Here is a 16,227-nt window from a genome sequence, read left to right on the forward strand (position 1 = left end):
GCTTAATTAGTTGGCAGCTTGGAAAGCACGTTTCCGTTAAGGAGCGTGCTTTTTTTGTGGAGCGTGAGCTGGCGCGGTTAGAAACCAGAGTGTGTAAGTTCAAGGTCCTTACATGCAGGTTTCCGCGCCAGCGAGCGCGTTTAATTGTGCGCGAACAGGAGCGCTTAGAAGCCGGAACATAAGTGGCTTCGACCAAATGGCGTGGTTTTAGCGAGGTCGCTTGGGTTGAAAGAATCAGGATTTTTTAATCGGTGAGACTGAATCGCGGTTGTCGGGTGCACCTTTCTGTATACTAGGGATAAGCACAAATGAAAGGACAGTTTTCTATGCAAACGACGCCACCTCATTGGCAACGAAACATTGCTATCTTTTTGCTTGGTCAATTTCTTTCTGGCATTACCAGTATGACGGTTCAGTATGCGATCATTTGGTACTTAACTGCTAAAACTGGTTCTGCAACGATTCTCAGCATTGCTACTTTATTAGGTATGTTGCCGACGATTCTGCTGAGTCCTTTTGTCGGGCCTTATATTGATCGCTTGAACAAGAAAATGTTGTTGATTGTACCGGATATTGTCGCCGCTATGGTGGCACTTATTTTGAGTGCCGTTGGCGAGTTCGGTGGCTTTTTTCCTGTTTGGCTGATCTTTGTGTCGTTGCTGGTGCGGGCGTTGGCACAAACATTCCAGATGCCGACGATTCAGGCTATTTTGCCAACCATGGTACCTGGTGATCAGTTGACGCGCGTGAACGGTCAACTCGGTGTGGTGAATTCGGCGAACATGATTATTGCGCCGGCACTGGGAGCTGTCCTTTTTGGCCTGATGCCGATGCCGCTTTTGATTTTGTTAGATGTTTTAGGTGCGATTCTAGGAGTCAGCTTGTTGTTGTTCGTTAGTATTCCAGAAAATCGCTTGGTCGGGACAACCGTCCATGTTGCGCAGGATGCCAAGGTCGGGTGGCAATTGTTGCGAGGCAATCGTGGCCTGTGGTATATGACTTTAATTGGCATGTTGACGACGTTTGCCTTCATGCCAGCCGCTAGTATGTATCCTTTAATGACCATGCGTTATTTTCATGGTACTGTCGGCCAAGCTGGATTGATTGAAGTTGTTTATTTTGCTGGGTCGCTACTTGGTGGATTGCTCATTAGCGCCTTTGGCCATTTTCGTGATCGTATTCATCCGATTGTCTGGGGGATGGTGGTCATTGGCGTGACGTTTGGATTAAGTGGTGTTTTGCCACGAACTGAAAATGGCTTTTTATGGTTTCTTATCTTGAATGGCGTTGCTGGCTTAGCTTGGCCGTTTTTCAACACGCCTTTGATCGCGATGTATCAGCAAAGTTATGCCCCTGAGACGCTCGGGCGGGTTATGGGGATTTTGAATGCGCTAATGAGTCTGCCAGGGCCGGTCGGCTTGATCTTTGCTGGTCCCATCGCCGATCGCTTTGGTGTCGCAACTTTATTTGTAGTTGCAGGGATCGGCGTGTTACTGGCCGCTGGCGTTATGTTCGGCTTGAAGATCACCCGCGAATATGACCGTCAGTTGCAAGCAGACGGGTCATCAGATTTGACTAAAAGGGGATAGATCGTTTGAAAAAATTCTTCACCGTGTTTGCTTGGCTGGAAGTTGTTTTAGGATTGACGATGTTATGGATGACGTGGGATGTGGGCTTGCGAGCATCTGGCCAGATTTTTGGCGCCTTAGTTGTTTTAATCGGGATTGTGCTTTTATACGGGTTGATCATTTATGCGTTGATTGGTTGGTTCATGGATCATACGCACCGTTACTGGTATGTGCTGACACTGGTGCTAACTTTGCTGTACAACGTGTTAGCCTGGACCTTTCCCAGCGTCATGATCCAAACATGGGCCACATATCCATTTCCGCTCATCACTTTGTTAATCGGTGCAATGTTGGTTTGGGTGGCTCGGCAAGAGAAACAATAATTGGCTTTGCTGACTCGGGTGACTGAGTCGTTTTTGATTCCCAGCCAGAGGTATATACTGAGATCATGTTGTACTGGAGGGGAATTACTTGGCACGACCTGTAAAAGAAAAATTTGACGTTACTCGCCTGCGATTTGTGCTACTCGGACTACTCGTTGGTTTAATGAGCGGCACTGTTGTCAGCGCGTTTCGCTATTGTATTGAGGTAGGGCTGCGCTACAGTCGGCTGGTATATGGGCACTTGCGAATAGCACCGTTTGTCTGGTGGCAATGGGCGTTGTTGATCGGTGTCAATCTTGGTTTGGCGTTGATCGTGGCGTGGCTTCTCAAGAAAGAGCCCTATATTTCTGGCTCTGGGATTCCGCAAGTTGAAGGCCAATTGGCTGGTGAATTGGAAATGCACTGGTGGTCGATCCTCTGGCGAAAATTTGTCGGCGGTGTTCTGGCGCTGGGGCCTGGGTTGTTTCTCGGACGGGAAGGACCGTCGATTCAGTTAGGCGCTTCAGTCGGGCAAGGTTTAGCTGCGGGGTTCAAGCTATCAGGAACTGATCGGCGATTGTTAATTGCATCCGGTTCTGCTGCAGGATTGGCGGCGGCATTTAATGCACCCATTGCTGGGACCTTGTTTGTCTTAGAAGAGGTTTATCATAATTTCTCACCGCTTGTTTGGTTAACGGCATTGGCTGGGGCAATTGGATCGGATTTTGTTTCACTGAATGTTTTCGGACTTGTTCCGGTGCTGCATTTAAGCTATTCGCGTAGTTTACCTGTATCAAGTTATTGGCATTTAATTTTGCTAGGCATTCTTTTGGGCTTGTTTGGGTACTTATACCAGCGAATCTTGTTGGTGATGCCGCGGTGGTATCGCAACTTGACACATTTACCGCGGCCATTACAAGGCATTGTACCGTTTCTGCTGGTGATTCTGGTTGGCTATTTTGCACCAAACTTACTTGGTGGTGGCAATGGTTTGATTGTCGGTTTTGGCCAGTATGTGCCATCTTTGCTTGTATTGATCGCAATTTTTGTTGTACGTTTCGTTTTTTCAATGATTTCATATGGTTCTGGATTACCAGGTGGCATTTTTCTGCCGATTCTTTCTTTGGGTGCCGTGATTGGTGCCATTTATGGCGTCTTCATGAATCAACTCGGCTTATTGCCGCACGTCTATATCATGAACTTAATCATTTTTTCAATGGCCGGTTACTTTGCTGGCATTGGGAAAGCACCGTTTACTGCGATTCTATTGGTAACGGAGATGGTTGGTAATTTGACGCATTTGATGCCGTTAGCGGTCCTATCGTTAACTGCTTATCTCGTGGTTGATTTGCTTGGCGGTGCACCGATCTATGAAGCGTTACTCGAGCAAATGACAATGCCGAAAACAGTTCAGCAGCTTCATCGACCCGACCGACTGGAAATACCGGTTTTCTTCGGCAGTCCCTTGAATGGCAAAATGGTCCGCGATATGCCATGGCCTAAAGAAGCATTACTAATCGGAATCCGGCGTGGCGAACAGGAAGTGATTCCACATGGTGATTCCTTGATCCGTGAAGGTGATACGTTGGTGCTGTTAACGGATGCGACCCAACGTGCTCGGGTCAAGCGGCGGATTGATGCGCTATCGGCGGCGTTGGGGAAAACGCACCAAAACTCATGAGCAAGTTATCTGTCAGGACGTTGACGTGCTACTATTGTGAGTTATTTTACTTGCTGTGAGACGGTTCAAGTAGCTAAAAAGGTGGATTTCAGCAAAGATGCCTCTTTTAGGTAGAATGCGTTCGCCTTTATGTTGCTTTTATGCTAAACTACTAGGGTGAGATTTTTCGCAAGGGAGGCAACAACTTGCAAAGTTTATTGACCACATTTCTTGTGATCGATTCGATTTTGATCGTGATCGCAACATTAATGCAACCAAGCAAACAACAAGATGCGTTAAGCGCATTGTCCGGTGGGGCAACAGATCTTTTCGGGAAGACGAAATCCCGCGGCTTCGAAGCTTTCATGGAGAAAGTCACCGTTGTACTAGGTGTTATTTTCTTCGGCCTCGCAATCGCGCTGGTATATCTGGAAGCCCATTAACGAAAGTCTCCTGGTACTCAGGAGACTTTTTTTGCAGAGCGTTCATTGGCCCGGTTTTTGGGCCAGTGAACGCGTTTCGACAGCAACTGCGGTGGAATAGCTAACCATATGACAAGGCTGACTTTATTCGCCAATAGACAAGACCTACAACCGTTTTTTTACCGCAATATCGAGCCTTTTCACCAAGAGATTGAATTTCCACTTGTCCACCCAGCCACTTGCCACAAAGGATGAAACCCATCATGATCTTTCGTGAACCGCAACCATTCGAATACGAGGGCACTGATACCGGTGTTGTTTTGCTGCATGCCTATACTGGCAGCCCAAACGACATGAACTTCATGGGGCGGGCCTTGCAGCGGGCTGGGTATGGCGTGTATGCGCCGTTGTTCACGGGACATGGTACCATTGAGCCAATGGATATTCTGACTAAGGGCAACCCAGATATTTGGTGGGCAGAGGCCAGCGCGGCTGTTTCGCATATGACAGCAAAGTATGACCGTGTTTTTGTTTTTGGATTATCACTCGGCGGTATTTTCGCCATGAAAGCTTTGGAAATATTACCCGGTGTCACAGCTGGCGGCGTTTTTTCATCGCCGATCTTACCGGGCAAGCACCATCTCGTGCCAGGGTTTCTGAAATACGCACAATATATGAATCGTTTGGCAGGTGTACCAGACGAAAGTACTCAGATTTTGGCTTACTTACCAGGTCAACTGGCGGCGATTGACAATTTCGCCACTGGGGTTGCCGCCGATCTGTATTTAGTTAATAAGCCGATCTTTATCGGCCAAGCCGGTGCTGATGAATTAGTTGACGGGCAGCTGGCCTATCAGCTACGGGATGCACTCATCAATGCACCGCAAGTAGATTTTCATTGGTATGACAATGCCAAACATGTGATCACCGTGAATTCGGCACATCACGCACTACAACAAGACGTTATCGCATTTATGCAACAAGAAAACGAGGGATAGCATGACCACAGTTGGCCATATTCGTAATGAACTTTTAGCAACATTTCGTAAAAATCCGAAGATTGATTATTCGGTCCAGACGCTGAGTCGTGCCTTGAAATTAAACGAAGGCACTGATTTTAAAACGCTGGTTCAAGCCTTAACTGGTATGGAAAATGACAATTTAATCCATCCCATTAGTGAAGGCCGTTATGCTTGGGGCGGCACGCCTAAAGTGTTGACAGGTATTTTCCATGGCAATGAAAAAGGTTTTGGTTTCGTTGCGATTGAAGATCAGGACAATGATGTTTATGTGCCGTCAACGAGCACTGATTTTGCTTTGGACGGTGATACCGTTGAAGTCCGTATCGTCCGTGAAGCACGTCCAAACGATACGCGTGGACCAGAAGGCGAAATCACTAAGGTTGTTGAACGCAGCCTAACGACACTTGTAGGCGAATTCAAACCATTTTCCGACAAAGATCGGGCCAAGTCTGGTTTTATTGGTATGGTTGTCAGCCACGAGAAGAAACTGAAGAATTTTCCGGTTTATGTCAAAGACACTGGTACCATGCCGCAATTAGGCGACATGACGGTTACCGAGATTACGGAATTTCCTAATGAACACCATCCGAAGCTGATGTATGGCATGGTGGTTGAAACATTGGGAAATAAGAATGATCCCGGTGTGGATATTATGTCATTAGTGATGCAAAACCATATCAAGACTGAGTTTCCTGATGAGGTAATGACTCAAACTAATGATATCCCGGATCATGTCACCCCAGAAGAACGGGTGAACCGTAAAGATATCACCGATCAAGCCGTTGTGACGATTGACGGCGACGACAGTAAAGACTTCGATGATGCCGTTGTCGTTTGGAAATTGCCAAACGGAAACTTCCATCTTGGTGTGCATATTGCAGACGTGTCGCACTATGTTACAGAAGGCTCAGCGTTGGACAAAGAAGCGTTTGATCGCGGGACTAGTACGTATCTGGTCGACCGTGTCATTCCGATGCTGCCATTCCGGCTGTCTAATGGCATTTGTTCGTTGAATCCTGGCGTTGATCGCTTGGCGATGTCTTGTGATATGGAAATTGATCAAGATGGTCACGTGGTTAATCACGAGATTTATCAAAGCATCATCAAGAGCCATGCGCGGATGACTTATAACAACGTCAACAAGATTGTGACCGACCATGACCCAGAAGTGATGGCCGAGTATCAGGAACTTGTGCCGATGTTTGAAGACATGGTTCAACTGCATCAAATTCTTTACAAGATGCGGCATGCTCGAGGTGCCATTGACTTCGAAGAAAACGAAGCCAAGATCATTGTTGATGATATGGGTCACCCGACAGACATTGTTCTGCGTGAGCGTGGTGTGTCAGAACGAATGATTGAATCCTTCATGTTGGCCGCTAACGAAACCGTCGCTGAACATTACAACAAGCAACATTTACCATTCTTATACCGGGTTCACGAAACACCAGATGCCGACCGCATTAAAGAATTCATGGAATTCATTGCTAGTTTTGGTATCACCGTGCCGATGAAAAAAGGCAAAGAAATCACCCCAAAGCAACTTCAGGATGTTGTGACAGATGTCACCGGCACGCCTGAAGAAGCAATGGTGAGCGTTAAAATGCTGCGGAGTTTAAAACAGGCTCGGTATTCACCAGATCCACTTGGACATTTTGGCTTGGCAGCAAAGTATTACTGCCACTTTACCAGTCCAATTCGGCGTTATCCTGACTTGGTCGCTCATCGCTTGATTCGTGATTATGCGGTTGAAGGCACTGGCGACGATATCAAGGCAAGCTGGAATAAGAAATTACCAGATATTGCAGCTCAGGCATCCATGGCGGAACGGCGGAGCATTGACGCTGAGCGTGCAGTTGACGATCTTAAGAAAGCTGAATTTATGGCTGATAAGGTCGGCGAAGAATTTGATGCTGTTGTTAGCGGCGTGACGAGCTTTGGGATGTTTGTGGCTTTGCCGAACACCGTAGAAGGGCTTGTTCATATCACGCGGATGACCGATGATTATTATTCATTCATCGATAGTCAGATGGCTTTAGTTGGCGAACGCACCAAGCGCACGTACCGAATTGGCCAGTCTTTGCGAGTTAAACTTGATAATGTTGATATTGATCAGCGACAGGTAGACTTTTCATTGATTCCTGATGAAAATACGCCAACAAGTGATCTGGGCAAGTTCGTCAAAAAAGAAGACCGGCGTGAACGTCGGCCAAATGGCAACAAGCCTGGTTTTGGCAATAATAACCATGGTGGGCCAAATCGTAATCAACACAACAATCGACCACGCAAACCAGCTGGTGCGCCACATCAAGGCAAGCACTATAATGCCAAGCGCGGCACTAAATAACGCTGGCAACTTTTGAAAGGGGGATGGTTCAATGGCGAAGAAACATCGACAAAAACCTGACAACCTGCTCGCCCAGAATAAAAAGGCCGGTCATGATTACAACATTCTTGATACCTACGAAGCCGGTATTGCGCTGACAGGTACCGAAATCAAATCCGTGCGTGATGGCAAGCTGAATTTGCGTGACGGCTTTGCCCGAATTCGGAATAATGAGGCGTGGTTAGAAAACGTCCACATTAGTCCGTATAAAGAGGGCAATTTATTCAACGTTGACCCAATGCGTAATCGCAAGCTGCTCCTGCACAAACGAGAAATTCGCAAGTTAGGTCAAATGACAGCGCGCCAAGGTGTCACGCTTGTGCCGTTGCGGATGTATTTAAAACACGGCTATGCCAAGGTTTTGATTGGTGTGGCTGAAGGGAAGCATAACTACGACAAACGTGAAACCTTAAAGCGCAAGGATCAGGAACGCGAGGTTCAGCGCGCTTTGAAGGCACGGTATTAAATGCCCAGTCGCCCAGTGGCATTAAGCTAATGCTGATCTGAGCATCAAAAATCAATCTTCTAGCTTGTCCATCAGCAATATCATGATGTCGCTGATGTGCAGGTTAGGTGACGTTATGCCAACTGAGTTTTATCAGTAAAGAGCATCGGGAGAAACCTGATGCTCTTTTTATTTTGCTATCATTTATTTCTAAACAAGCTAAAGTGTTGATGTTATATAAATAATTACACTATTGATTGACTAATAATTTCTTTTTCATTGTTTTGCTTATTTATTTATATAAAATGGTGATTTTTCCTTCTAAGGTTTTACTTAAGTAAGAACTAATATAAAATAGGGAAAGGAGACTGTCGTTGGTCAATGCCTTTGTCGACGAACTTCAGTTGAGGAGGGAGGATAGCATTTGTGGTCACACTGTCTGATGTCGCGAAAGAAGCCAATGTTTCAAAAATGACCGTGTCCCGTGTCATCAATCATCCTGAGCAAGTGACGCCTGAGTTAAAACAACTCGTCGAACAAGCAATGGCGATTTTGCATTATCGACCTAACTCTGCAGCGAAGACTTTGGCCAATAATCGGACTAACGTTATTAAGTTTTTGATTCTTGAAGATGTGGATACGACCGAACCTTATTACATGACGTTGCTATTCGGCATTGCCCGAGGACTTGATCGTCAGCAGTATGCTTTGCAATTAGTGACAGATCGCGAGCATCTTGATTTGGATCACGCCGATGGGTACATTATTACGGGTGCGCGGTCGACTGATTGTCAATGGATTGATCAGTTAGCGAAACCGGTTGTTTTATTTGGGGAAAATCGTCATGGTTATGATTTTATTGATACGGACAATAAATTAGGCGAACAGCAAGCAACCGAATATGCGCTGGCCAAGAATTATCAATCGATTATTTTTCTTGGTATTGATGTGAGAGAACCGTTTGAATATTCGCGTGAAGCAGGGTATATCAATACTTTGCAGAGACATCAAAAAGTACCGCAGATTCATCGAATGGGTAATCATAGTCACGAATCGCAACATTTTATCAGTGAAAATTGGCGAAAGTTCGCGCGAAATACTGTTTTCATCTGTGCAAGTGATCGCCTCGCGTTAGGTGCGGTCAGAGCGATTCAACAAAATGGTGGGCGAATTCCAACCGACTTTGGCGTCATTGGATTTGATGGCGTTTTTCTGGATCAAGTCTCAAATCCAAAATTAACCACCGTTAAACAACCGGTGGTGCAACTTGGTGAACTATTGGCACGGATGCTTTTGCAAAAAATCGCTCAGTCAGGTGCACAACAAGGGGAATTGCTGGTGCCGCCAAAATTAGTGCTGCGCGGCACAATGCGTACTTAGTTAATCATAGGATTCCGATTTGGCACAAAAAGTTTATCTATTGACAGGTTGGAATATCGTTAACAAACATCAAGAGTCCGGGAAATAATTCTCAGGCAGACAAATAAGAGGAACAATTTTTCGATTATTTATGCGGAAATTTGTTTCTTTTTTGTTTCTCGTGGAATATTTATTTGGATTTTAAAGATCATAGTGCTAAGGCGGAGCAATCGTAGGCCAGATGGGGCTCACCCGTGCAAACAACACAGCGACCGGGCTTTATCGCTGGTGTTGTTAGGCGACTTCGAGACCGCGGGTTTTGCGGGCTCAAAGCGCCGTCTCCGCTCTAGCTCCGCGTCGCCAGCCCCATCTGGCCGGAGATTGCGGAGTTTGGCACGGCAAAACCCCGCTCCTTTACTTTGTTTTGATAACGGTAACAAACGCAGTTAACTTGTATCATGCGTGCGCTTTCACTATGCTAGTTGGAAAAGGGGGGCGGGTCACATGAACACTTGGTATGATCAGGCGATTATTTATCAAATATATCCGAAGTCATTTCAGGACAGTGATGGCGACGGTATTGGGGATCTTAACGGCATTCGGCAACGCATACCGTATCTGCAGGACTTAGGCATCAACGCCGTTTGGCTGAATCCTGTGTTTGTATCACCGCAAGTCGATAATGGGTATGATGTCGCCAACTATTACGCGATTGATGAGCGAATGGGAACAATGGCCGATATGCAGGCTTTGATTCATGAACTTCATGAAGCGGGTATCCGTATCATCTTGGATTTTGTTTTGAACCACACATCAGATCAGCACCCGTGGTTTCAAGATGCAAGCCGGAATGTAAAAAGTATTTATCGTGATTATTATATTTTTTCTGGACATCATCATAAAAGACCAAATAATTGGGGAAGCTTTTTCGGCGGCTCGGTTTGGTCGCCTGATCCAGCCGGTACCGGTCAATCCTATTTCCATTTATTTGATCAACACATGCCGGATTTGAATTGGGCCAATGCCGAGGTTCGGCGTGCAATGGGGGATGTTGCTGAATTTTGGCTAAACAAGGGAATTGATGGGTTGCGGCTTGACGCGTTTATTCATATTGCCAAAGTTGATCTGGCGCAAAACTATCCAACGTTGGAAAGCCAACAAGAGCCTGTGATTGCAGAACCGTTTTTTGCTAATCTGCCCAATGTTCAGCGGTGGTTGCGGCCCTTCTGTGCTCAGATCAAGGCAGATTTTCCAAATACCTTTATACTTGGGGAAGCGGCAAGTGCAAATGTCAATCTTGCTGTTGACTACACGAGCCAGCATAACAAATTGATGGATAGTGTGATTACTTTCCGATATTTTACCGAAGATACGACGCAACTTGACACCAGCATACCAGCGCAGTATCAGCCGAAACCTTTGGATTTTGCAAAGTTTAAACAGACACAGGTTGTTTGGCAGCAAACACTTGCTGGTGTGTCGTTGCCGACGCTTTATTGGGGCAATCATGATATGGCTCGTCTGGCTACGCGCGTTGCCCATTCAGCGATTCAGGCGAGAAGTCTGGCAGTGCTGATGTATTTACAACGCGGTATTCCAATCATCTATTACGGTGAAGAGCTAGGGCTTGAAAATCTCACGTTGCCTGATGCGAAAGCTTTTTCCGATCCAAGCGTCCCGCGTTTCATTGCAGCAGCTGTGGACGCAGGGTATACCCAGGAGGCGGCGTTAGCGATGGTCAATGCGACCCATAAGTTGCCAGCGAGAGGGCCGATGACGTGGGATGCGACAACCAATAGTGGCTTTACGAGCGGCACGCCTTGGTTGGTTGGCAAGCGCAGCAGTCGCACGCATGTTGTCGAACAACAACATGATCCGCACAGCAGCCTTGCATTTTACAAGCAATTGATTGCTTTAAAGAAACGGTCGGTCTTTCAAACAGGCAGTTTTCGACTGTTGAGTACGGGGCCAGACAGCTATGTGTATCTTCGCCAGACAGACAAGGCGATTGCCGTTGTGGCGGTTGCTTTGAGTGATAAAACAGTCAACCTTAGATTGCCAGCCGGTGACTATCAAGCGGTGCTAATCGTCGGTGACGCGACACTGAGCGAAGAAACACTGACACTATCAGCCGATTCAGCAGCAGTATTCATTCAGGAAAAGGAGCGTGCTAAGCCATGAATTTAGCAGCTATGTCTCATCGACCAGAAAGTGAAGATTGTTTCTTATATACCAATAAAAAGCTACGTTTGCGGTTCCATACGGCACAAAACGATGTCGCCAAGGTGGTTGTTTTGTATGGTGATCCTTACTGGCAAGAGCTTGATCAGCATCAACAATATCGGTTGAGTTATCAGCGCAAACCGATGAGTCAGCTAGGGACAGGTCAAGTTGCTGATCATTGGGGAGTGACCTTGGAGGCGCCTTATCAACGTCTGCAGTACCTGTTTGAAGTGACCGGACAGGACGGTAGCAAATGGTTATTTGGTGATCGGGGATTGCGAAAAGACACAGAGTCCGCGCGAATTGATACCGGCAATTATTTTCGTGTGCCGTATTTTCACGAGATTGATCGGGTGAAAACGCCTGATTGGGTGAAAGAAACCGTTTGGTACCAAATTTTCCCGGAAAGATTTGCCAACGGTGATAGCACAAATGATCCTGTTGGCACGAAACCTTGGCGACCGTCTGATCATCCTGGACGTGATGATTACTATGGTGGTGATTTACAGGGGGTCTTGGATCACTTAGATGATTTGCAAGCATTGGGTGTCAATGGTCTGTACTTTTGTCCTATCTTTACCGCGAGTTCAAACCATAAATATGACACCATTGATTATTTAACGATTGATCCGGATTTCGGTGATAAGACACTGTTTGCCAAGTTGGTTAATGAAGCCCATAAACGCGGGATGCGCGTCATGCTGGATGCCGTGTTTAACCACATGGGCTTTGCTAGCATGCAGTGGCAGGATGTCTTAGCAAATGGCAAAAAATCACGCTTTGCTTCGTGGTTCCACATTCATGATTATCCATTGACGCCATTTCATAATCCCCTGAAAGGCGAGGGAGCGCCACAATACGATACATTTGCGTTTGAGTCGCGAATGCCAAAGTTAGATACGGCCAATCCAGCGGTTCAGGATTATCTACTGCAAGTGGCAACTTACTGGATTCAAGCATTTGATATTGATGCCTGGCGTTTAGATGTGGCGAACGAAGTTGATCATCATTTTTGGAAAAGATTTTACAGCGCTGTCACCGCCATTAAACCGGATTTTTATATTTTGGGCGAGGTTTGGCATAGCAGTCAACCTTGGTTAAATGGCGATGAATTTTCCGGTGTTATGAATTATGCCTTCACGCAGCAAATAGAGGACCACTTTTTGACCGGTAAGCAGACAGCTGCGGGGATGACCGCTTTGTTAACGGACCAATTGATGCTTTACCGCGATCAGACGAATCAAGTGATGTTAAATATGTTAGATTCGCACGATACACCGCGGTTGTTAACGGTAGCAGGTGATGACATTGAGCTAGCGTTGCAAGCATTGACCTTTGCTTTTCTTCAGACAGGTACGCCATGTCTTTATTATGGAACTGAGATGGGCATGGATGGGGAAAATGATCCTGATGATCGAAAACCAATGGATTGGACAAAATTAGGTCAGCCAATTTGGCAACGGGTGGCGAAGCTCATCGGCTTTCGTCGTGAACATGCGGCTACCCTTGGGCGTGGTACGACCAAATTAGAAGTGACACCTTCTGGATTAATTAAGGTTGTGCGCCACGGCCGTGAAACGCTGACGGCATATTTCAATACCACAGCGTCATCGGTTCCTTTGACGGCGGCACCTGTTTTGCATCAAGGGTTTGCTCAAAATGAGTTAGCTCCAAAAGGATTTGTTGTAGCAGTAAACTAATTATGATAGCGGTAACATTCATTTTGCGATTGTATAGCGCTTTCATTCATCTATAATAAAGCGTGTCCTTTAAGTGGTTGTTGCCATGACTATCGTAAAGAAAATGGTCACAAGGGAGAAGTGGAGAAGATGAAAAGAACATTTGCAGTCGATCCGTGGATGATTGCAACCCATCAGTTTCATCCAGAGGACAAGCGGCTTCAAGAAAGTTTGACGGCAATTGGTAACGGCTACATGGGCATGCGCGGGAATTTTGAGGAACAGTACTCGGGGGATCAGCTTTCGGGAACTTATCTCGGTGGTGTTTGGTTTCCGGATAAAACCCGCGTTGGTTGGTGGAAAAATGGCTATCCTGCGTACTTTGGCAAAGCAATCAATGCACCCAGCTTTTTGCCAATTCGCATCAAAGTGAATGAACAACCGGTTGATTTGGCCAAAAACAGTTTTCGGGATTTCTATCTGGCACTTGATTTACATCAGGGATTATTAACTCGGCAGTTTATCTATGAAGGGGATCAGGTTGAGGTTCGGTTTGAGTTTCAACGATTTTTGAGCAATGTGGTGAAGGAAGCAGCCTTGATTAACGTGAAAGCAACTGTGCTTAGCGGTAAGGCAACGATCACATTTGATGCTGGACTTGAAGGTCGTGTCGCTAATGAAGATAGCAACTATGATGAGCGGTTTTGGGAACCGCAAGCTGAGGATCCCACTCAAAAAACCATTCAATTGCAAACCAAGCCAAATCCTTACGATGTACCGCAATTCACCGTTCTATTGAAGCAACAGTTGCGTGTCAATCATCAACCGGTCACAGGCGTTGTCACGACTGGCAACGGCTGGTTAAACGAACAAATTGTGGCTGATGTGGCAACTGGCGAAACTTATCAACTGGAAAAGGATGTCATTGTGGTTACTAGCCGCGATGTTGCGCCTTCTGATCAGCAGCAAACAGCCGCAGCTTTGATGACCACATTGCAAACACACAGTTTTTCCGAACAACTGGCTGCCCATACGCAGCTTTGGGCGCAACGCTGGGAGCAAAGTGATGTGGTCATTGAAGGCGATCCGGCCGCACAACAAGGCATTCGGTTTAATATTGCGCAATTGTTTATGACGTACTATGGCGAAGATAAGCGCCTTAACATTGGGCCTAAAGGTTTTACAGGTGAAAAATACGGCGGTGCCACTTACTGGGATACTGAAGCCTATATTGTACCAATGTATCTGGCAGTGACGCCCCCAGATGTGACGCGAGCACTTCTTCAATATCGCCACGATCAATTACCTGGTGCGTATCATAATGCACAGCAGCAAGGACTGGCCGGTGCTTTGTTCCCAATGGTGACCTTTAATGGCATCGAGTGTCATAACGAGTGGGAGATCACATTTGAAGAAATCCATCGTAATGGTGCAGTTGCGTTCGCGATTTATCAATACACGGCTTATACCGGCGATGAAAGTTATGTCAACCGTGATGGTATTGAGGTCTTGGTGGGGATTGCCCGTTTCTGGGCTGACCGGGTGCATTTTAGCAAACGTGCCAATCAGTATATGATTCACGGGGTAACCGGTCCTAATGAATATGAAAACAATGTTAACAACAACTGGTATACCAACACCATGGCATCGTGGACGTTAAGTTACACGTTAGCGCGCCTGCCCAAGGCGAATGCCGACGTGGTCGCTAAACTTGAGGTGACTGCAGAAGAAAAAGCTAAGTGGCAAGATATTATTGATCGGATGTACTATCCCGTTGACGATGAATTAGGGATCTTTGTTCAACACGACACCTTTCTTGATAAAGATTTGCGACCCGCCAGTTCGATTCCTGCTGACCAGCGGCCGATTAACCAACATTGGTCATGGGATCGGATCTTAAGGTCGCCTTTTATCAAACAGGCTGACGTCTTGCAGGGCATTTATTTTCTCAATGACCGCTTCACCCAAGCACAAAAAGAACGCAATTTTGATTTCTATGAGCCGATGACGGTTCACGAGAGTTCATTAAGTGCGTCCATCCATGCCATCCTAGCAGCTGAATTAGGGAAAACGGAAAAGGCCGTGGCGTTATATGCGCGAACTGCGCGTCTAGATCTGGACAATTATAATAACGATACTGATGACGGGCTTCACATTACGTCCATGAGCGGCAGTTGGTTATCAATCGTCCAAGGCTTTGCGGGGATGCGCTATGATCACGACCGGTTACGATTCAAGCCATTTTTGCCAAAAGAATGGCACCGCTTCAGCTTTAAAATCAATTATCGTGGCCGTTTGCTGGCAGTGGACGTGAGTGAGGAGGCCAACGTGATCTTGTTAGCCGGCCCGTCAATTGATATTGAAGTGAATGGTGAGCTGCAGCACTTGGAAAAGGGGGATGACCATGCTTAAAGGCTTCATTTTTGATCTTGACGGGGTGGTCACCGATTCAGCTAAGTATCATTTAGCCGCCTGGGGGGAGTTGGCAAAACAATTAGGGATTACCATGCCAGCTACGGCAAATGAGGCTTTACGTGGCCGTTCCCGAATGGACTCGTTAGCGATCATCCTCGGTTACGGTGATCAACAGAAGCAATATACCGAAGTTGAGAAAGAAAACTTAGCAGATGAAAAAAATCGACGTTATCTTCAATTGATTGCCAATATGACGCCAGCCGATATTCTGCCGGGTATCAGTCAACTTTTATCGGACGCCAAAGCAAGGCATTTAAAATTGGCAATCGCATCTGCTTCAAAAAATGCACCGACTATTTTGCGTCAATTGAAGTTATTTGATCAATTTGATGCGATTGTTGATCCAGCTAGTCTGCATCGCGGGAAGCCAGATCCTGAAATTTTCATCAAAGCGCAGAACTTGTTGCAATTGCAAGCAGATGAAGTGGTGAGTTTTGAAGATGCATCTGCTGGTATTGCAGCAATTAATGCGGCTGGTCAGTTTTCGGTGGGTATCGGTGATGCCAAGGCGCTCGCAGCTGCTGATTATTTCGTGGCAAACACAGGCTTATTGCGACTCAAATCAATCACGACAGCCTTCACAAAATGGCAAAACGCGTTGAATAAGAAAGGAGATGGATGATGTC

At 46.3% G+C, this 16,227-nt stretch carries 12 protein-coding genes; all 12 read left to right on the forward strand.

The window, feature by feature from the left end:
- The first annotated feature begins 326 nt into the window (after positions 1-326).
- The 12 genes from AC07KQ_RS04785 (at position 327) to pgmB (ending at position 16,223) form a co-directional block, all read left to right on the forward strand.
- Positions 327-1,589, forward strand: coding sequence for an MFS transporter (locus AC07KQ_RS04785; protein WP_013245571.1), 1,263 nt, complete (start codon positions 327-329; stop codon positions 1,587-1,589).
- Between the two features lie 5 nt (positions 1,590-1,594).
- Positions 1,595-1,951, forward strand: coding sequence for a hypothetical protein (locus AC07KQ_RS04790; protein ID WP_013245572.1), 357 nt, complete (start codon positions 1,595-1,597; stop codon positions 1,949-1,951).
- Positions 1,952-2,039: 88 nt separating this feature from the next.
- The gene (locus AC07KQ_RS04795) at positions 2,040-3,611 is read left to right on the forward strand and encodes a ClC family H(+)/Cl(-) exchange transporter (protein ID WP_003564276.1); all 1,572 of its coding nucleotides are present in this window, start codon (positions 2,040-2,042) and stop codon (positions 3,609-3,611) included.
- Positions 3,612-3,796: 185 nt separating this feature from the next.
- Entirely contained in the window at positions 3,797-4,033 is a 237-nt protein-coding gene (gene secG / locus AC07KQ_RS04800; protein ID WP_003564279.1) for a preprotein translocase subunit SecG, read from the forward strand.
- Positions 4,034-4,275: 242 nt separating this feature from the next.
- A complete protein-coding gene (locus tag AC07KQ_RS04805) occupies positions 4,276-5,010 on the forward strand; it encodes an alpha/beta hydrolase (protein ID WP_003569577.1) in 735 nt (244 codons plus the stop codon).
- Between the two features lies 1 nt (position 5,011).
- Entirely contained in the window at positions 5,012-7,381 is a 2,370-nt protein-coding gene (gene rnr / locus AC07KQ_RS04810) for a ribonuclease R (RefSeq protein ID WP_003564282.1), read from the forward strand.
- A gap of 31 nt (positions 7,382-7,412) precedes the next feature.
- Positions 7,413-7,886 (forward strand): SsrA-binding protein SmpB, encoded by a 474-nt coding sequence (smpB, locus tag AC07KQ_RS04815; RefSeq protein WP_003564285.1) that lies wholly within the window; start codon positions 7,413-7,415, stop codon positions 7,884-7,886.
- Positions 7,887-8,291: 405 nt separating this feature from the next.
- Complete coding sequence (locus AC07KQ_RS04820) at positions 8,292-9,245, forward strand: LacI family DNA-binding transcriptional regulator (RefSeq protein WP_274991078.1); 954 nt, start codon at positions 8,292-8,294, stop codon at positions 9,243-9,245.
- 483 nt (positions 9,246-9,728) lie between these two features.
- A complete protein-coding gene (locus AC07KQ_RS04825) occupies positions 9,729-11,405 on the forward strand; it encodes an alpha-glucosidase (protein ID WP_013245574.1) in 1,677 nt (558 codons plus the stop codon).
- Positions 11,402-13,147, forward strand: a complete 1,746-nt coding sequence (locus AC07KQ_RS04830; RefSeq protein ID WP_003569585.1) for a glycoside hydrolase family 13 protein — start codon at positions 11,402-11,404, stop codon at positions 13,145-13,147. Before AC07KQ_RS04825 ends, AC07KQ_RS04830 begins: the two co-directional genes overlap by 4 nt.
- Before the next feature lie 129 nt (positions 13,148-13,276).
- Positions 13,277-15,538: a glycoside hydrolase family 65 protein gene (locus AC07KQ_RS04835; protein ID WP_016386501.1), complete on the forward strand. Its 2,262-nt coding sequence runs from the start codon at positions 13,277-13,279 to the stop codon at positions 15,536-15,538.
- Entirely contained in the window at positions 15,531-16,223 is a 693-nt protein-coding gene (pgmB, locus tag AC07KQ_RS04840) for a beta-phosphoglucomutase (protein WP_013245576.1), read from the forward strand. The genes AC07KQ_RS04835 and pgmB overlap by 8 nt, the downstream gene beginning before the upstream one ends.
- Positions 16,224-16,227: the final 4 nt, after the last annotated feature.

The organism is Lacticaseibacillus sp. YLM2-1 (assembly GCF_056583465.1).